The 18,915-nt window shown below is 64.8% G+C and carries 13 protein-coding genes; all 13 read left to right on the top strand.

Translation table 11 applies throughout. The features are described from left to right. Nucleotides 1–212: 212 nt before the first annotated feature. The 13 genes from NDK18_RS02120 to smc all read left to right on the top strand — a co-directional run bounded on the left by NDK18_RS02120 (nucleotide 213) and on the right by smc (nucleotide 18,914). On the top strand, nucleotides 213–3,968 hold the full coding sequence (locus NDK18_RS02120) for a M16 family metallopeptidase (RefSeq protein WP_250626973.1): 3,756 nt from the start codon (nucleotides 213–215) through the stop codon (nucleotides 3,966–3,968). 257 nt (nucleotides 3,969–4,225) lie between these two features. Beyond that, on the top strand, nucleotides 4,226–5,893 hold the full coding sequence (asnB, locus tag NDK18_RS02115; RefSeq protein WP_250626972.1) for an asparagine synthase B: 1,668 nt from the start codon (nucleotides 4,226–4,228) through the stop codon (nucleotides 5,891–5,893). A gap of 36 nt (nucleotides 5,894–5,929) precedes the next feature. Beyond that, a protein-coding gene (gene prfB, locus NDK18_RS02110; protein ID WP_250626971.1) for a peptide chain release factor 2 occupies nucleotides 5,930–7,055 on the top strand; the annotation gives its coding sequence in 2 pieces (ribosomal slippage) (nucleotides 5,930–6,004 and nucleotides 6,006–7,055; 1,125 coding nt in all). 167 nt (nucleotides 7,056–7,222) lie between these two features. Then, a complete protein-coding gene (locus NDK18_RS02105; protein ID WP_250622759.1) occupies nucleotides 7,223–7,678 on the top strand; it encodes a DMT family transporter in 456 nt (151 codons plus the stop codon). A gap of 14 nt (nucleotides 7,679–7,692) precedes the next feature. Then, nucleotides 7,693–8,436: a class I SAM-dependent methyltransferase gene (locus tag NDK18_RS02100; protein ID WP_250626970.1), complete on the top strand. Its 744-nt coding sequence runs from the start codon at nucleotides 7,693–7,695 to the stop codon at nucleotides 8,434–8,436. Between the two features lie 164 nt (nucleotides 8,437–8,600). After that, a complete protein-coding gene (locus tag NDK18_RS02095; RefSeq protein WP_250626969.1) occupies nucleotides 8,601–9,461 on the top strand; it encodes a formylglycine-generating enzyme family protein in 861 nt (286 codons plus the stop codon). 34 nt (nucleotides 9,462–9,495) lie between these two features. Next, nucleotides 9,496–10,116, top strand: coding sequence for a GTP cyclohydrolase II RibA (ribA, locus tag NDK18_RS02090; RefSeq protein WP_250622762.1), 621 nt, complete (start codon nucleotides 9,496–9,498; stop codon nucleotides 10,114–10,116). Continuing rightward, nucleotides 10,106–11,812: a WD40 repeat domain-containing protein gene (locus NDK18_RS02085; RefSeq protein WP_250622763.1), complete on the top strand. Its 1,707-nt coding sequence runs from the start codon at nucleotides 10,106–10,108 to the stop codon at nucleotides 11,810–11,812. Before ribA ends, NDK18_RS02085 begins: the two co-directional genes overlap by 11 nt. After that, on the top strand, nucleotides 11,809–12,921 hold the full coding sequence (gene ribD, locus NDK18_RS02080; protein WP_250626968.1) for a bifunctional diaminohydroxyphosphoribosylaminopyrimidine deaminase/5-amino-6-(5-phosphoribosylamino)uracil reductase RibD: 1,113 nt from the start codon (nucleotides 11,809–11,811) through the stop codon (nucleotides 12,919–12,921). The genes NDK18_RS02085 and ribD overlap by 4 nt, the downstream gene beginning before the upstream one ends. Nucleotides 12,922–13,016: 95 nt before the next feature. After that, complete coding sequence (gene lysS, locus NDK18_RS02075) at nucleotides 13,017–14,537, top strand: lysine--tRNA ligase (RefSeq protein WP_250626967.1); 1,521 nt, start codon at nucleotides 13,017–13,019, stop codon at nucleotides 14,535–14,537. Continuing rightward, nucleotides 14,534–14,944, top strand: coding sequence for a hypothetical protein (locus NDK18_RS02070; protein WP_250626966.1), 411 nt, complete (start codon nucleotides 14,534–14,536; stop codon nucleotides 14,942–14,944). The genes lysS and NDK18_RS02070 overlap by 4 nt, the downstream gene beginning before the upstream one ends. 60 nt (nucleotides 14,945–15,004) lie before the next feature. Then, nucleotides 15,005–15,277, top strand: a complete 273-nt coding sequence (locus NDK18_RS02065; protein ID WP_250626965.1) for a BolA family protein — start codon at nucleotides 15,005–15,007, stop codon at nucleotides 15,275–15,277. Nucleotides 15,278–15,413: 136 nt separating this feature from the next. Then, nucleotides 15,414–18,914, top strand: coding sequence for a chromosome segregation protein SMC (smc, locus tag NDK18_RS02060; protein WP_250622768.1), 3,501 nt, complete (start codon nucleotides 15,414–15,416; stop codon nucleotides 18,912–18,914). Nucleotide 18,915: the final 1 nt, after the last annotated feature.

The following is an 18,915-nucleotide window of genomic DNA, read 5'->3' as shown; positions in this document are numbered from 1 at the left end:
TCAGCAGCGTAGCTTCCCCATCGCATCCGCCCGTCGTCGCTTCCGGCAGGCTGCCGATCGCCATGGTTCCGCGGCCGCAGGGGGTAAGTAACCTTCCGCGTAGCATTGCCGTCACCCGCGATCGAACCGTGGGGAAGCCAGGGGTCGAACGTGGTCCCATCGAACTGCCCTTGACAGGTGTCCCGAGGGAGGCCCTGCAGCGGCTTGGGGAGATGCTTAGTGGCCGGGCATTGACGGATCGGGAACTGGCTACGCTCATCACTGGTGGCTTTGGCCGTACGCCATTGGGCGACGCCATGGCCCCCCGGTTGGTGACCGAGGCGCTGCTTGTCGCCTTGCCAGAGGCCAATGCGGAAGAGCGCAAAATCTGGGAAGCGGTCGTTGAAGATGCCGTCAGGATGCCCGTGCAATCGTGGCACGAGCGGCATGCGAATCCACCGCCCGCGCTTGTTCGCCCGGCAACGTCGCGAATGTTGAATGAACTGTACAAGCGGTTGCATGAAAGCTCTCTCGAACCGGCATCATGGTCCGGTGTATTTCCCGCCAGGCAGGGGGTCAGCGCGCGCATCAAGGAACTCGAACGGGTGTCGCGCGACGCTACCCTGGACACGTCCGTCCCGGTTCGAAACGGGCAGGGCAACCCATGGAGCGCAGCCGCGGTCGGCGCGCTGGTGCTTCTCGGCGGGATACCCGCCGCGCAGGCCGAAATCGTCCCGGGGGAAGCGGACGGGGCAGACGCGCAGATGCCACTTCTCCGGCAGCAGCTGGCCAACGTTGCCTCACCGGTGGTTCGCTGCCTTGCGCCGATTGGACCCTTCATCACAAGGCATCCACGGGCAACACTTGCCACGCTTGCTGGCACTCTGGCCGCCGGGCTCACCACGGCGCTATACAACCAGCTCGGGCACGCGAGAACGCTCGTTCCCCACACCCAATCTGAAAAGTTCGCGCCGCTTGCCGGCATTGTTGCGCGAGACGTCCTGGCCAACGTCACCAACCAGGTGCGCCAGGGCGACGCATCGCTGCCTGCGGAAGATCGCACGTTACAAGCGGTGCAGGCGCTTGGACCTGCAGCAGATGGCGCACGGCTTCTTTGGCAGATCGACCAGCATGGACGCAGTGATCGGCTTGACCTGATGTCGCCAGGCCTGGACATCGAGTTCGGCCGGTGGTTGATCAAGCAGGTGTTCGGCGATCCGGTGCCGACCGGCGGCGTGGACATGACCTGGAGCGATTGGAGCCTGCCTAATGGCTTGCGCGTGATCCTGGTGCCCGGCAAGGGCGACACGGTGGGCGTGCAGCTTCGCTTTGGCGACGGCAGCAAGATCGAACGCCAGGGCCAGCGAGGTGCCGTGCACCTTGCCGAACATCTGACTTTCAGGCGCAACCTGCCAGACAACGTTCCCTTCGACGATCTCTATATCGCTGCGGGAGTGACGCACAACGCCTACACCACCCATGACAACACCGTGTACTTCACGGAAGGCCCGCAGGACGCGCTGGAACTTATATTGCTGGAGAAAAGCTACCGGCTGGCGCATGCGACCGATCCGCTGTCGCCAGCGCAACTGGAGACAGAGCGCAACGTCGTATTCAATGAACTCAGGCAACGGGACGACAGCGCCCAGCGCGCCAGCGAGGTGATGGCGCGGGCCATGTATCCCTATGGCCATCCCTACCATGCCTCCCCAGGCGGCCGAATGGATGACCTGCGCTCCCTACAGCCAGCCGACGTGGAAAATTTGATGCGGGCCAGGCAACGGCCGAACCTTGCCACGCTGGTGATCAGCGGCAACGTCGACGAAGAAGATGTCCGCCGCATGGTTACCCATTACTTCGCCGACATCGAGCCAGGGAATACCTTCCCGGCAGCTAAGCCCGACATCCAGCCGCGGACTGACGACACCAACGATGAAATGTTCGACAAGGTCTCCACGCCAAGGCTTTACCGCGCCTGGAACGTCCCGCAGGATGGACACTCGGATCTGCCCGGACTCACGCTGGCGGCCCGCATCATCTCCCAGCGCCTTAAAGCTGCGCTCGAAAATGAAATGGTATTCGCAGGCGCCTTTGTCGATCCGCGCGAGCTGGGAAGCCAGTTGAAGATCGTGCTAAGCCTGCGTGGCGACGCCGATCAGCAGCAGGTCGAAGAGACACTCAACCACGTCATGGCAACGTTCCTGGAGCAGGGGCCGTCGGGCGAAGAAGTCGAATCTGCACGACGCTTGTTGATCTCGGCAGAAGCCCATGCACAGTCCTCCTCTGATGCCATTGCCACGGCGGTAGTGCACTGCCTGGACAGGGGCGGCGATCCCGATTGCGCCAATGCCGACATACAGGCCTGGCATGAGGCGACGCCTGCGTCGGTGAAGAAGGTGGTCGGTGACTGGCTGGCCCGCGGCTCGCACACCCTGCTGGTCACCCCCGGCGAACGGCCGCGCTTATCGCCGGGCAACGCTGGCGAGCGACGTAATATTTCCTGGGATGTGGGCAGTCCGGATCCGACCTTGTCGGCAACGCCGACACATGTCGACCGGACCGTGCTTCCTGGGATGGCATCGCCCGGACCCGCTTTTTTTCCTGCCGTCCTTCGACGGGAGCTCACCAATGATTTGCCCGTGATTCTTGCGCCCATGCGCGAGGGCGCGGACGCTAGGGTGGTCTTCGTGTTCCATGGTGGGCGTATGGGTGATCTGGACCCAGATACCGGCGTGGGAGTTGCCAAGGCCGCTCTGCGCGTCCTCACCCAGCGTGCTGGCGCACTTGAAGGCCGGGCATTGAAGCAAAAGCTTGACGACCTTGAATTGGCAGTGACGGCGCGATCGACGGAAGGTTACTCGCGCATCACGCTTGAGGGCCCGCCGTCGAACCTCGCGCAGGGGGCGCAGATCGTAAAGGACATGCTTACCGATACGCGTTTCCCCGCGCATCTGCTTGATCAGTCGCATGCCAGGGCGCGCGCCGACATGAACCTGGTGGCCACGCACCCATCCCTTCGTGGCAACGTGCTGATGGAGACCCTGGTCCTGGGTGAGGACCACCCTTATGGCCGCGACCCCGTTGGCGAGGGTACGGACGCATCGCTGGTAGCCATGTCACCCGCCCAGCTTGAACGTTGGACGGCCCGTTACCTTGATCCATCCAACGCCACCATCGTGGCTGTCGGGCCTTTCGACCCCGACACGCTGATGGGCGATCTCGCCGCTTCGTTCGGCTCAGTAAGCGGTGTGGGCGAGCGTCATCGCCTGCCCGTTCCTGTGCCCATGCAGTCCGCGCATCCGGGTGTCCATGTGTTCCGCACCGACCAGGCACAGCAGTCTCAGGTGATGCTGGGCTACCCCAGTCCTCGTGACGGCACCGCCGACGACGCGCTTCCCACGTGCATCGACAAGATCATCCAGCGCCGGGTAAAAACGACGCTGCGCGAGCAGATGGGTGTTACTTACGGCGTAAGGTCGATGACCACCGATACCCGCGGCGTGCGGATGTGCGGGTTCAGGTCGGCCGTTGACGCGGCCTATGGCCTCGATGCGCTGGCCACTGCGCGCGCGGTTGTCTCTGATCTTCTGAAAGGCAGCAAGCCCGTGATGCAGCCGGAACTGGACCTGGAGATACGGTCCATTCGGCGGGACCTTGCCGCGCGCTATCATGATCGGGCGGAAGTTGAGTCGGCGTTGGTAACGGCCATTGATCTCAACAGTGACGTGCCTGGCGACGCCCTGGCCCAGAGGCTGCAGAGCCTTACATGTGATGATGTGAATCGTGCCGCGGGCCGCATGTCCGCGAGCCACCTGACATGGCTGGTCTCAATTCATGATGCCCGGGGCGATACTCCAATGGACTCATCCGAACCCGATGACGGTAACGATGCAGACACCGAGTTGCGATTGCGGCTCACCGGCATGGGCCTGTCCCAGTTCACGGAAGTGGATCCGGACTCTGGCGCCAGGACGGTGCATCGACTTTGATGACTTATCGCTTGCGTATCCGCGCCAAGTCTGTTTTAGTCGACCCGTGACCACGATGACCCGCCAGTTTCCCCTTTTGCCGGCATGCGCCCAGTGCGCCTGCGTGGCAGCGGTGAATAATGGCCTGAATAATCCCCGGGAAGCCGGGCGGGCCCTCGTGTAGGCGGTAGATCCATCACCCCATGCAACGACGAAGGCCCGCCCAAAGCGGGCCTTCGTCGTTTTCAATTCTTGAAAACCTTAGGAGATCACCAGCCATGTGTTCCATCTTCGCCATCTTCAACCTTGCCGCTGGTGACGACTTGCCCGCGCTGCGCAGCCTTGCCCTGCAGATGTCCCAGCGCCAGCGCCATCGCGGACCCGACTGGAGCGGCGTGTTCGTCGACGACGGGGCGATCCTGGTGCACGAGCGGCTGGCCATCGTCGATCCTGCCAGTGGCGCGCAGCCGCTGCGCTCGCGCGACGGAGAGCTGGCGTTGGCGGTGAACGGGGAGATCTACAACCATCGGGAACTACGCGCGGACAGCACTTACGAATTCACCACGGGTTCCGACTGCGAGGTGATCAACGCCCTGTACCGCGAGCATGGCGCCGGCTTCCTGTCGAAACTCAACGGCATTTTTGCTTTTGCTCTTTGGGATGCGGCCAGCCGTCGATACCTGGTTGCGCGCGATCCGCTTGGCGTTTGTCCTTTGTATTGGGGCCATGACGGGAAGGGCCGGTTATGCGTGGCCTCGGAAATGAAGTCGCTGGTGGGGCTGTGCGCGGACATTGCCGAATTCCCGCCGGGTCACGTCCACGACAGTGCATCGGGCACCACGGTGAAGTACTGGCAAACGCCATGGCGCCAGTACGAAGCCACGCAGGGCAAATCCATCGCGCCCGAGGCGCTGCGCTCCGCCTTCGAGGCGGCCGTGCACCGGCAGATGATGACGGACGTCCCCTATGGCGTGCTGCTCTCAGGCGGTCTGGATTCCTCTTTGGTGGCGGCCGTGGCCTCGCAATTCGCCCGTCGCCGCGTCGAGGACGACGACCGCGCCGAAGCCTGGTGGCCCCGCCTGCATTCGTTTGCCATTGGCCTTGCAGGCTCCCCGGACCTTGCCGCCGCTGAAGTTGCCGCGAAGGCGCTGGACACCGTGCACCATGGCTTCACCTACACCTTCGACGAAGGCCTCGATGCGCTTCCCGAAGTGATCCGCCACATCGAAACCTACGACGTGACCACGATCCGCGCATCGACGCCGATGTTCCTGCTGGCGCGGCGGATCAAGGCCATGGGCGTGAAGATGGTGCTGTCCGGCGAGGGATCGGACGAGATCTTCGGCGGCTATCTTTATTTCCACAAGGCACCCTCGGCACGGGAATTCCACGAGGAAACCGTGCGCAAGCTCGATGCGCTGCACAGTTACGACTGCCTCCGGGCGAACAAGTCGATGGCGGCCTGGGGCGTGGAGGCCCGCGTACCGTTCCTTGACCTCCAGTTCATCGACACGGCCATGAGCATCGACGCAAAGGAGAAGATGGTGCCTGCCGGCGGCATGGAAAAAGCCATCCTGCGCCAGGCCTTCGAGGGCGCACTGCCGGATTCGATCCTGTGGCGGCAGAAGGAGCAATTCAGCGACGGCGTGGGTTATGGCTGGATCGACGGACTCAAGGCGCATGCCGAACGCGCGGTGAGCGATCGTGAATTTGCCGCCGCTGCCTCGCGCTTCCCTTACAACACGCCGGTCACCAAGGAAGCCTATTTCTACCGCCGGATCTTCGAGCAGCACTTCCCGGGCGAAGCCTGTGCCGCCACCGTTCCCGGCGGTAAATCCATCGCCTGTTCCTCGCCTGCCGCGCTGGCCTGGGATCCGGCCTTCGCGGCCGCCGCCGACCCCTCCGGCCGCGCCGTGGCGGGGGTGCACCAACAGGCTCTGGTATGATGGCAGGCTATTCCCCAACACTTTCCCGGGCCCGACATGATCGAGACCAACCCCATCCTTGCGCGTATCACCGACCTCGCCGGCCGGGTGGAATCGCTCAGGGGGTATCTTTGACTACGCTGTAAAGAAAGAACGCCTGGAAGAAGTCGGCCGCGAACTGGAAAATCCCACCGTATGGGACGACCCCAAGCGCGCCCAGGAACTCGGCCGCGAGCGCGCCAGCCTGGACACCATCGTCACCGGTATCGACGAGCTCTCCTCGGGCCTTGCCGATGCCGGTGAATTGCTGGAGATGGCCGCCGCCGACGGCGACGAAGCCACCGTGGCTTCCATCGAAACCGATGTCGCCAGGCTCGACGCTCGCGTCAACAAGCTCGAATTCCAGCGCATGTTCTCAGGCGAGATGGACGCAAGTTACGCCTTCGTCGATATCCAGGCCGGTGCCGGCGGTACCGAGGCCCAGGACTGGGCCGAGATGCTGTTGCGCATGTACCTGCGCTGGTGTGAGGCCCGCGGCTGGAAAACCGAACTGATGGAAGCCAGCGCCGGCGAAGTGGCGGGCATCAAGTCGGCCACCTTCCGCGTGGAGGGCGACTACGCCTATGGCTGGCTGAAGACGGAAATCGGCGTGCACCGCCTGGTGCGCAAGAGCCCCTTCGATTCGGACAACCGCCGCCATACCAGCTTCACCTCGGTATTCGTGTCGCCGGAAGTGGACGACGATATCGAGATCGACATCAACCCGGCCGACCTCAGGACTGACGTCTACCGTTCCTCGGGCGCCGGCGGCCAGCACGTCAACAAGACCGAATCGGCCGTGCGCATCACCCATGTGCCCACCAATACGGTCGTGGCGTGCCAGACCGAACGAAGCCAGCATGCCAACCGCGACCGTGCCATGAAAATGCTCAAGGCCAAGCTGTACGAACTTGAGGTCATGAAGCGCAACGCCGAGAAAGATGCCCTGGAGGCCACCAAGTCGGACATCGGCTGGGGCAGCCAGATCCGCAACTACGTGCTGGACCAGTCCCGCATCAAGGACCTGCGCACCGGTATCGAACGTACCGACACGCAGAAGGTCCTCGACGGCGATCTGGACGAGTTCATCGAGGCGAGCCTTAAGTCAGGGCTGGAAGCGGGCTCCAAGCGAGTGGATGCGTAGCTGGCGTCGAAGCCACGATAAGTTCAAGTAAAGCCGGGCCATGCCCGGCTTTTTTGTGGGCGAGAGCTGAAGAAAAACCCTACATCCCTACAGCGGCGTACCCGACAGCCGACCCGTGGGTCCGCTGCCATCCTGACTCCCAACGAACGTCAGGTTGAGCAAGCCCCATGGGTCAGGCAACGCAGCTTTTCTTCCTCCTGCTTTCTGCTTTAGCCGGAGCCGTCGTCCCCTACCAGGCGTCGGCCAATGGCCAGCTTGGCCGAGTCCTCGGTCACCCGCTCTGGGCCACGCTGGTGTCGCTCATGGTTGGCGTGCTGGCCCTGGTGCCGTTGCTGGCCCTGGCGGGGATTCCGGCACCTCAGTGGGGCAAGGCCTTCACCGCCCCGGCGTGGATCTGGTTCGGCGGCGTTGCTGGCCTGGTCTATGTGAGTACCGCCCTTTTCATGGCGCCGCGCCTGGGCGTGACCACGTTCATCCTCGCCGTCGTCCTGGGCCAAGTGCTCGGCGCCATGCTCATGGACCATTTCGGCCTGGCGGGCCTCGCCGCCCAGCCGGTAAGCGCACGCAAGCTGATCGGCGCTGCGTGCGTCCTCGTGGGATTCATCGTTTACAGCAAGCACTGACCAAGGAGCAAGGCATGAATGCACAAGCAAAACCGGTCTATGACGACATCGGCAGCAAGTTCGAGGATTTTACCTCCAGCGCGTCCCAACGCCCGATCGAAGTGCGCACCTTCATGGGCCTGCTGGGCGATGTGACGGGACTGACCGTACTGGACCTGGCCTGCGGCCATGGTGATTTCAGCCGGCGGATCCATCAGCAGGGCGCGCATCGGGTGACCGGTGTGGACATCTCCCCGGAGATGATCCGCCTGGCAAAGGCGCAGTCGCTCGTCCGCGGCGACGACATCCACTTCGAAGTAGGCGATGTGCGGGCCCTGCCACGGCTTGGCCAGTTCGATGTGGTCAGTGCGGCGTGGCTCTTCAACTATGCCGAAGACACGGCCCAGCTTGCAGACATGTTCGCGTCGGTGGCGCGCAACCTCAAGCCGGGAGGTCGCCTTGTCGCCTATACCGTCAATCCGGATTTCGAACTGGCCAAGGGCAATTTCACCGAGTACGGGGTCCATGTGATGGATCAGGTGAACCTCGAGGGCGGGGCCAGGCATCGTGGCCATTTCGTCACCGAGCCGCCCAGTCCGTTTACTTTCCATCGCTGGTCAGCCGAGGCCTATGCTGCGGCCGCTACCGCCGCGGGTCTTTCCCCGCCTGCGTGGCGGTTGCCCTGCGTGGAGGATGCCGATCGCCTGGGGCGCGGCGGCGACTACTGGGCGGTGTTCGAAGCCAATTGCCTGCAGGCGGCGTTCGAATGCACGCGCTAGGGACGCCGCTACCGTCCGGAGTGCCCGCTGCATTCGGGCATTGGCCGGTGTTCGAGGGATACCTCAGCGGGGAGGCCAGCGACCGAGAGTTGATGGGTATGTCCGCGCGCCATGCTGCGAGTCCCCGTATCGCGCACCCCTCGACATGGTTGCGCCTGGGGGCCATGTCGGTCGATCAGTGGATTGCCGTGGTCGAAGGCGTGGAAGACGGGATCGCCGAACGGATCCTCGCCGGCCATTTTCTCGCGATGGCGGGTGATCGGCGGCTCGATCCGCTGCTACCGGTGACCCAGCCGGTACCTGGAGCGGAGGTCACGATCGGCCTGCAGGCCAACGTCGATGAGGTGTTGCGCAGGTACGCCGGCCTGGGATTGCGGCCGGAATGGATAGAAAAGGAGCGTCCGGCGCACCGGGTGCGGCTGGATGACTATCGCATCGGGCGTTATCCCGTCAGCCACGGGCAGTATGCGGCCTTCATCGCCGACACCGGATACGAGGGGATTCCGACCGCCTGGCCGCAGGGGCGCCTGCCCGATTTTCTGTCCAACCACCCGGTGCACACGGTGAGCTACGACGACGCGGTGGCTTACACCCGTTGGCTTGCCGCCACCACCGGGCAGCCCTGGCGCCTGCCCACCGAAGCGGAATGGGAATACGCAGCACGCGGCCCGGATGGACGCGAATTCCCGTGGGGTGATGATTTCCTCCCCGATCATGCCAATACGGTTGAATCGGGCCTCTTCGCATCCACGCCCGTCGGCGCCTTTGTCCGCGGGGCATCGCCTTTTGACTGCTTGGATATGGCGGGCAACGTGGAGGAGTGGGTCAGTGGCGTCTATCAACCCTATCCGGGCGGTCGGCGTGTAGATGACGATCTTGCCACCTGCCCATGGCCCCATCATGTCGCGCGAGGCGGCAGTTTCACACGCTGCCGGGACCTGGCCCGCACCCGGCGACGACACGGCCGGTTCGCCAGGGACATCTACGTCATGGGTTTCCGTGTGGCCATCGATGGTCTGGAATGACCTCCCCAAAGTAAAGCAAAGGAGTGCTTAGCTCATGCAAGATCTCACGATACGTTCCATCGTCAAGATTCCCCTCGGAGCCGCGGATGTCGATGCGGACTTCATCACCTTCCACGGGCTGCCCGATAGCGCCGAGCACGTCGCCATCCGGGTTGGCGTTCCAGGTGCCGATACACCGCTGGTGCGTATCCACTCCGAATGCCTCACCGGCGATGTCTTTGCCTCGCGGCGATGCGACTGCGGCGACCAGCTCGCCGAAGCGCTCTCACGCTTCGGCCAGGACGGTGGCTACCTTTTGTACCTGAGGCAGGAGGGGCGGGGCATCGGCCTGTACGCCAAGCTCGAGGCTTACGTGCTGCAATCGAAGGGCGCCGATACGTTCGAGGCCAACCGCATGCTTTCCCTGCCGGATGATGCGCGGGATTTCAGCTGCGCCGCGGCCATGCTGCGTACCCTTGGCGTTGGGAAGTGCCGTTTGCTGACCAACAATCCCGACAAGGTGACTGCATTGCAGATGCATGGCATCGACACCGTCGCGCAGTGCACCGGTGTTTTCATCAATGACAACAACCGCCGGTACATCGAGGCGAAGGTCCGGAAGAAAAACCACGCCATGGTCATCGGCGACGATGCGGAGGTGCGCGATGAGGCATGACGCACCCATCAGTGGCATAGCGACGCATCCGTCAGGTTATGTGGCGACGGCCGGATACGACAATCGCGTGATCCTCTGGAACGCCGAGGGCGAGCCGATGGCCCGGGGCTGGCACGACCATCTTGCCAACCAATGCACGTTCAACCACGACGGCACATTGCTGGCCAGCGCCAGCAGCGACTATTCCGCCCGGATCTGGTCGGTCCCCTCCATGCGCCTGGTGGCTTTGTTGCGGGGCCACCAGGACGATGTCGAAATGGTTGCCTTCTCGCCCGATGGGGCAGCGGTGGCGACATGTTCGAGGGATCGCACGGTGCGTGTGCATGGCATCGACGGTAGCGAACTGGCCTTGCTCGAAGGCCACGCGGCAGATGTTATCTCCGTGGTCTGGTCACCCGATGGACGCGACCTGATATCCAGCAGCGACGACGGCACCGTGCGCCGCTGGGACGTCGCGAGCAGTCGGCAGGTCGCGCAAATGGACACCGGAGGTATCGAGACCGACACCCTCTGCGTCGCGCGATCGGGTGCGATTTTCGCCGGCGACGATGAAGGTCGCCTTTCCATCCTGACCGGGAACGATGTTCAACGTGTGCAAGCCCATCTGGCTGGCGTCAAGCGCGTGGTTTGGGATGAATCGTCCAGGCAACTGCTCAGCCTCAGCTACGACCGGACGGTGAGACTGTGGCGATACGTCGACGGCACCCTCGAACCCCATGCAGAAGGCCACTTGCCCAGCGAGGTCTGGCCCAGGAGCGCGGCCTTCAGGAGCGACGACACCGTAGTGTTCGCGACCTTTGGTTCCTCTTTCGCTACGTGGATGCCTGCCAGCAACCAATGGGACGTAAGCAACGTAGGGCCCACCGGGGGCATCAACGCCGTGCTTGAACTGCCCGACGGATTGCACACCATCGGTGATGCCGGCCTGTGGAAGGTGGACGGAGCCATCACAGGCAGCATGGGCAGCCTGTGCAATTTCCTGGTGGAGTTCGACGGGAGCCTGCTGACCGGTGGCCAGATGGGCGCATTGTTCGAAGCGCGAACCGGCCAAGCCATAGTTCGTCATCGGTCACCGCTTAATTGCGCTACCACGTTCATGCGTCGCGGGCAGCTGCATGCCGTCATCGGGACCTATACGGGCGAGGGGCTGGTGGTGGCGCGCTCGGCCGATGGTGTCATAGGCGTCGTGGCGAGCATTCGAATGCATGCCAACGCAATCAAGGACGTGGCCTGCGACGGTCGGACGATCTTCAGCGTCTGCGCCGACGCCAGCGTCGCGTGGCACGACGTCGACACACTCGAGCCACTCAACCACATCGCGCAGGCCCACGACCGGATCGCCAACGGCTGCTGCATGATCGAAGAGGGTAACTTCGCCAGTATCGGTCGCGACCTGACGTTGCGGTTGTGGACGCCCGAAGGCATGGAGCGGTTGGAAACACCCCACCGGCATTCCATCAAGTGTGTGGCCGCATCCGCGGGCGGCGCCACGATCGCCACGGGTGGTTATGACGGCACGGTCGCCATATTCGATACATTGACGCGTTCGTGGGTCGGCACCTGCAGGGCCAGTAGCGGAGGACTCTCGTCCCTCACGCCGGGCCTGGATGGCGAAGGATTCTTCGCCAGTGGATACGATGGGTACGTCTATCGCATCGCGGCAGGTCCCGTAGTGCGGGCGGAGCGCGTGCCGTGAATGGGGTGGTGGGCCATCCGGCCTTCGACGACACCGATCGGCAGTTCATGACCGAGAGCCTGAACCTGGCGCTGCGCGGAGCGCTGACGTGCCGGCCCAACCCTGCGGTAGGCTGCGTCATTGCCCGCGGCGGCCGGGTACTGGGGCGCGGTTGGCACGAAAGGGCAGGCGGCCCGCACGCCGAAGTGGCCGCGCTGGCCGATGCGGACGGCGATACCCGGGGCGCCACGGCTTATGTGACGCTGGAGCCCTGCGCACATCATGGCCGCACGCCACCTTGCGCCGATGCCCTTCTGGCAGCGGGGATCGCGCGCGTGGTGGTGGCTCACGAGGATCCGTTCCCCGCAGTTGACGGGCGGGGCCTGGAGCGTTTGCGCGACCATGGCGTGCAGGTGGACGTTGGCCTGATGCGCGAGCAGGCCGCGGAGCAGAACCGCAGCTATTTCCTAGCCCTGAAGCGGGGAAGGCCGTGGATCCGCCTGAAGTCGGGCATCAGCATGGATGGACGCACCGCCATGTCCAGCGGAGCATCCAAGTGGATCACCAATGAACTGTCCCGATCCGACGTACAGCACTGGCGCGCGCGCAGCTGCGCCATCCTTACCGGCGTGGATACGGTCCTGGCCGACGACCCGGCCTTGCTGGTCCGGGATGTCGCGCCCGGGTCGTTCATTCCGCCCACCCGCATCGTGCTGGACTCGAAAGGACGCATGCCGGCCACCGCGCGGCTCGGCGACGGGGTTGCCCCAACGATCGTCTATCAGGGCCGGCAGCTGCCCGATGATCCGTCGCTAGCCGCTGAGCGGGTACACGCGCCTGTGCATCAACAGCGGATCGACCTGGCATGGGTGGCGCATGACATGGGGCAGCGCGGTTTCAGGGAAGTGCAGGTGGAGGCGGGCCCTCGGCTTGCCGGCGCCTGGCTTTCCTCCGGGCTCGTGGATGAGGTCCTGCTGTACATCGCACCCTGCGTACTGGGCAGCGAAAGCCGTCCGCTGTTCGACGTGCCAGGCCCGGCATCGCTTGCCGCGGCCGCCCGGTTCAACGTCGTGGACGTGGCCCGCTTCGGGCAGGACGTGCGCCTGCGGATGCTGCCCAAGCGGGCGTGACGGCGGCTTGCCCATGCCGCAGCGCAGCAGCTAGAGTGCTGGGTTGTCCCCGGGCGTACAGCCTGGGGAATCCCCGAGCACACAGTAGCCATTCGATGACCGAGACCACGCCTCCCGCCCCGCCCGTTGACGAAAATCGCCTGATCGCAGAGCGGCGCGAAAAACTCGGCGCCCTGCGCAAGGCCGGCGTGGCCTTTCCGAATGATTTCCGGGTGGACAGCTTCGCCGGCGATTTGCAGGCCGAATACGCCGATGCGGAGAAGTGGACGGCCGAGGCCATCGAGGCGCAACCCCGTCGCGTGGCCGTAGCCGGCCGCATCGTGTTGCGCCGCATCCAGGGCAAGGTGAGTTTCGTCCAGCTGCAGGACGGCACCGGGCGTATCCAGCTGTTCATCCACCAGGGCACGTTGGGCGAGCCGTACGAGGCCTTCAAGGGCTGGGACGTGGGCGACATCGTCGGCGCCGAGGGTGTGCTGATGCGCACCAAGACCGGCGAGCTGTCGGTGAAGGTGGATGCCCTGCGCCTGCTTACCAAGTCGCTGCGTCCACTGCCGGACAAGTTCCACGGCCTGGCCGACGTCGAGCAGCGTTACCGCCAGCGCTACGTCGACTTGATCGTGACCGAGGAGTCGCGCCGCGCCTTCGCCTTGCGCTCGAAGACCATCGGCTTCATCCGCACGTGGCTGGAGGCATCGCCGCGCCGCTTCATGGAAGTGGAGACGCCGATGATGCACATCATCCCCGGCGGTGCCGCGGCGCGTCCCTTCATCACCCATCACAACGCGCTGGATATCGACCTGTACCTGCGCGTGGCACCGGAGCTTTACTTAAAGCGCCTGGTGGTGGGCGGTTTCGACCGCGTGTACGAGATCAACCGCAATTTCCGCAACGAGGGCGTGTCCACCCGGCACAACCCCGAGTTCACCATGCTCGAGCTGTACCAGGCCTACGCGACCTATCACGACATCATGGACATCACCGAGGGCATGATCCGCGAGGCGGCGCGCAACGTGCTGGGTACGACGGAGCTTCAATGGGATGGCGCCGCCATCGACGTCGGCCCGGCCTTCCGCCGCTGGCGCATGGAAGATGCGGTGCTTGAGCTCAACCCCGAGATCAAGCCCTCGGAACTGCGCGACCGCGCGGCGATGGCTGCCCACGCCCAGCGCCTGGGGGTCAACGTCAAGCCCGGCTACGGCTGGGGCAAGCTGTTGCTCGAGATCTTCGAAAAGACCGTCGAACACACCCTGGTGCAGCCGACCTTCATCACCGACCATCCGGTGGAAGTGTCTCCGCTGGCTCGCGAGAGCGACTCCGATCCCGGCATCACCGACCGCTTCGAGTTGTTCGTCAACGGCAAGGAACTGGCCAACGGGTTCTCGGAACTCAACGATCCTGAGGACCAGGCGGCGCGATTCCAGGCCCAGGTAGACGCCAAGGACGCCGGCGACGACGAGGCCATGCACTTCGATGCCGACTACATCCGCGCGCTGGAGGTCGGCCTGCCGCCCACCGGCGGCCTGGGCGTGGGCATCGACCGGCTGGTGATGCTGCTGGCCAATGCCTCGTCGATCCGCGACGTGCTGCTGTTCCCGTACATGAGGCCGGAAGCATGAGCCTCCGCCGGACCTTGAGCCGGGCCCTGGTGGCCATGTTGCTGGTGGTGGCAGCGTCCGCCTGTTCGGGCCAGGACGACAGCGAAAAGGCCGGCGCCAACGTTCCCCAAAGCGATCTGCCGCCACCCCTGGTAGTGCCGGACGAGGCGGCCGCGGTCGCCCGCGTCAGCGCCTCGCTGCACAAGAACAATTTCACCACGCTCACTGACGATTGCCTGAGCTACATCCCCTACGAGGCAGACGCGCAGAACTTCGTGGTGGATGTCCATGAACGCCATGGCGGCGCCTGTGGCGGCGACCTGGCGACCTCGCCACGCCTGTTTACCTACCAGGTGGTGAAAGCGTCAGGTGCCATGCAGACCGACGCCACCGACCCGCCGGCGGGCCTTTTCCATAAGGTCGACTAGGCGCCGGGCGAGGGGCAGGTCGGTTAAGATGGTCGACTTTCCCTTGGGATTCAAAAGGCCGTGACGGAAGCGAAAGTCGCCCAGATCCATGCGCTGCTGACGGCTGCCCTGGCGCCCGAAGCGCTGGTGGTGACCGACGAAGGGCACAAGCACGCCGGCCATGCGGGCGAGGGCAAGGGGCATTTCCACGTGGCCATCACGGCCGCAGCCTTTGCCGGTGAGTCGCCGATCAAGCGCCACCGGATGGTCTACGCAGCTCTGGAGAGCATGCTGCCCGACGGCATCCATGCCTTGGCTATCGACGCCAAGGCACCTGAAGAGTCGAAGAAATAAGCACTTGCCGAACATTCCTCGCCTGGAATCTTTCCTTGGGGCGCGTTGCGTCGAGGGGAGGCGTTTGGCACAGTGGTCCGTCAGGCGGCGCGGGGGCGCCGCCTGACCTAGCCGTTTTCCTTGGATACAAGAATCAATGCGCCTGACCACCATCAAGCTGGCCGGTTTCAAGTCGTTCGTCGACCCGACCACGCTGCACCTGCCCACCAATATGACGGGCGTCGTTGGCCCCAATGGCTGCGGCAAGTCCAACATCATCGACGCCATCCGCTGGGTGATGGGTGAAAGCGCGGCCAGCCGGCTGCGCGGCGACTCGCTTACCGACGTGATCTTCTCAGGCTCCACGTCGCGAAAGCCGGTCGGCCAGGCCATGGTGGAACTGATCTTCGACAACGCCGACGGCACCATCCAGGGGGAGCTTGCGCAATACGCGGAAATCTCCGTCAAGCGCCTGGTCAGCCGCGACGGTCAGTCGTCGTATTTCCTCAACGGTGCTCGTTGCCGCCGCCGCGACATTACCGACCTCTTCCTGGGCACGGGCCTGGGGCCCCGCAGCTACTCGATCATCGAGCAGGGCATGATCAGCCAGATCATCGAGGCCCACCCGGACGAACTGCGCACCCACCTGGAGGAAGCCGCCGGCATCTCCAAGTACAAGGAACGCCGCAAGGAAACGGAAAGCCGGATCAAGTCCACCCGCGAGAACCTCGACCGCGTGAAGGACGTGCGCGACGAGGTCGACAAGCAGCTTGACCACCTGAACCGCCAGGCCCGTGCGGCCGAGCGCTGGAAGGCGCTGAAGGAAGAGCAGAATCGCCGCGAAGCGGAGATGCGCGCGCTTGAATACCGTGCGCTGCAGCGCCAGGGCGAAGGCGAGGGCGATTCGCTCCGCCAGGCGGAACTGGAGATCGAACGCCACCTGGCCCAACAGCGGCAGGTGGAAGCACAGCTGGAAGGCATCCGCGATACCCACCACGGCGCCAGCGAACACCTCAATGCGGTGCAGGCCGATGTGTACAAGGTGGGCGCCGAGATCGCCCGCGTGGAACAACAAGTACGGCATAACCGTGAAACATCCGAGAGGCTGACCCGCGCCCAGGGCGAGACCGAGCGCGAGTTCGAGGAACTGCAAGGGCACATCAGCGCCGACCACGAGCAGATCGAAGCCTTGCGCACGGCGCTGGCCGAGGGCGAGCCGCGGCTGGAAGCGCTGCAGCAGATGCAGGACGACACCGGTGAGCAGCAACGCAGCACCGAAACCCGCCTGGCCGACTGGCAGTCGCGCTGGGACACACACACCCGCGGCGCCTCGGAAGCCTCCCGTGCCGCGGAAGTTGAACGCACGCGCCTGAACTACCTCGACCGCCAGGCCCTCGACCTTTCCCGTCGCCGCGAGGCGCTGGAAGGCGAACGGCAAGCCTTCGACGTGGCGGCGCTCGATGCCGCCGCCGAAGCGCTCGACACCGAGCACGACACCCAGCGCGAGCGCGTGGAAACCCTGGGCGGCCTGCTGGACCAGCACAAGGTCGCGCACGAGCGGGTGCTCGATGATGAGCGCCAGGTGCAGACCCTGTTGAACGACGCGCGCCAGCTACTGCAGGCCGCGCGCGGTCGCCATGCCTCGCTCGAAGCCCTGCAGCATGCTGCCCTGGGCCAGGAAGAAAGCGCCGCCAGCGGCTGGCTCGATCGCCTGGGGTTGGCCAACGCCCGTCGTCTGGGCGAATCGCTGAACGTCGATGCTGGTTTCGAAGCAGCGGCGGAAACGGTCCTGGCGGGCCTGCTCGATGGCGTGCTGGTGGACGATCCGCTAGCGCTTGCCACGGAATTGGGCGAGTTGACCGACGCCGACATTGCGCTGATCTCTTCAGCCACCGGTGGCGATGGCCCGGCCGGCACGCTGGCCGCCCATGTCCGGGGGCCTGCCTCGATCACCCATATGCTTTCGCGCATCCGCGTGGCCGATTCCCTCGACCAGGCGCGCCAAGTGGCCGGGTCGCTTGCCGCTGGCGAGTCGGTGATCACCCGCGACGGCGCGTGGATGGGACCGGGCTTCGCCCGCGTTCGCCGCGCCCAGGGCAACCAGGTAGGCGTGCTGGCGCGCGAGCGTGACATGCGCCAGCTTGCCGCCCAGCTCGAATCACTCGAAGCCCAGGGCGAGGAAGGCACCGAACGGCTCGAAGCCTTGCGCACGTCCAAGTTCGAGACCGAGCGCGCACGCGACGACGCCCAGCGCGACCTGTACGCCGCCCACCGCCGCCTGTCGGAGCTGGCCGGCCAGCTGCAGAGCCACCGCGGCAAGATGGAAACGGCCCGCGCCCGTACCGAGAAAGTCGGCGCCGAGCTTTCCACCGTGCTCGAACAGCTCGACGAGATGGAAGGGCAGGCGCGCGAGGCCCGCGCCCGCCTGGACGAATCGGTCGGCAACATGGGTGACATGGAAGACCAGCGCCGCGCGCTGGAGAACGAGCGCCGCGAACTGCTCGAAGCGCGCGAAGAAGCGCGCATCAACGCCCGCGAGGCCGCCGAACAGTCGCACCAGCTGGCCTTGAGCATGGAATCAAAGCGCTCGGCGCTGACGGGCCTTGAACAGGCGCTGGGCCGCATGGACGCCCAGCTGAAGCAGATCCAGTCGCGCCGTACCGAGATTGCCGAACAACTGGCCGCCGGCAGCGATCCGATCGCCGAACTGGAAGCCGAACGCCAGACCTACCTCGACCAGCGCCTGCTGGTGGACCGCCAGCTGGTCGATGCCCGCCGCGCGCTCGAAGACCTCGATACCGAGTTCCGCAAGCTCGAGCAGGAGCGCCAGCGCATCGAGCACCAGCTGACCCAGGTGCGCGAGGGTGTCACCGAAAAGCGCCTGGCGGCGCAGTCGATCCAGATGCGTGCGTCCACGCTCGCCGAAGCCATCGCATCCTCAGGCCTGGAACTGGAGCCGCTGCTGGCTGAGCTTGCCGAAGACGCCGAGCCCTCCCGCTGGCAGGCACAGCTCGCGGAGCTTTCGCAGAAGATCATCCGCCTGGAGCCGGTGAACCTCGCCGCGATCCAGGAGCACGCCGAGCAGTCCCAGCGCAAGGATTACCTCGACGCCCAGCTCACGGATCTTGCGACCGCCCTGGAAACACTGGAAAACGCCATCAAGAAGATCGACAAGGAAACGCGCCAGCGTTTCAAGGAGACCTTCGACCGCGTCAATGCCGGCGTGCAGGAACTCTTTCCGCGCCTGTTCGGCGGCGGCCATGCCTATCTGGAACTTACCGGCGAAGACCTCCTGGACACCGGCGTTGCGATCATGGCCCGGCCGCCGGGCAAGCGCGTGAGCAACATCACGCTGCTCTCGGGCGGTGAGAAGGCCCTGACCGCCGTATCGCTGGTGTTTGCCATCTTCGGCCTGAACCCGGCACCGTTCTGCTTGCTCGACGAGGTGGACGCGCCGCTGGACGAGGCCAACGTCGGCCGCTTCTCGGCGATGGTGCGGGAGATGAGCGAGAAGGTGCAGTTCATCTTCGTCAGCCACAACAAGGCCACGATGGAGGCCGCGCACCAGCTCTGTGGCGTTACCATGCGGGAGCCGGGCGTGTCCCGCCTGGTCCAGGTGGACCTCGCCGAGGCCGCCAAGCTCGCTGGCGCCGCTTGAA

The sequence above is a fragment of the Pinirhizobacter soli genome, assembly GCF_015905305.1.
Classification (GTDB): Bacteria; Pseudomonadota; Gammaproteobacteria; order Xanthomonadales; family Rhodanobacteraceae; genus Pinirhizobacter; species Pinirhizobacter soli.
The sequence above is the reverse complement of the archived record's forward strand: the minus strand, read 5'-3'. Positions and strand labels throughout refer to the sequence as shown.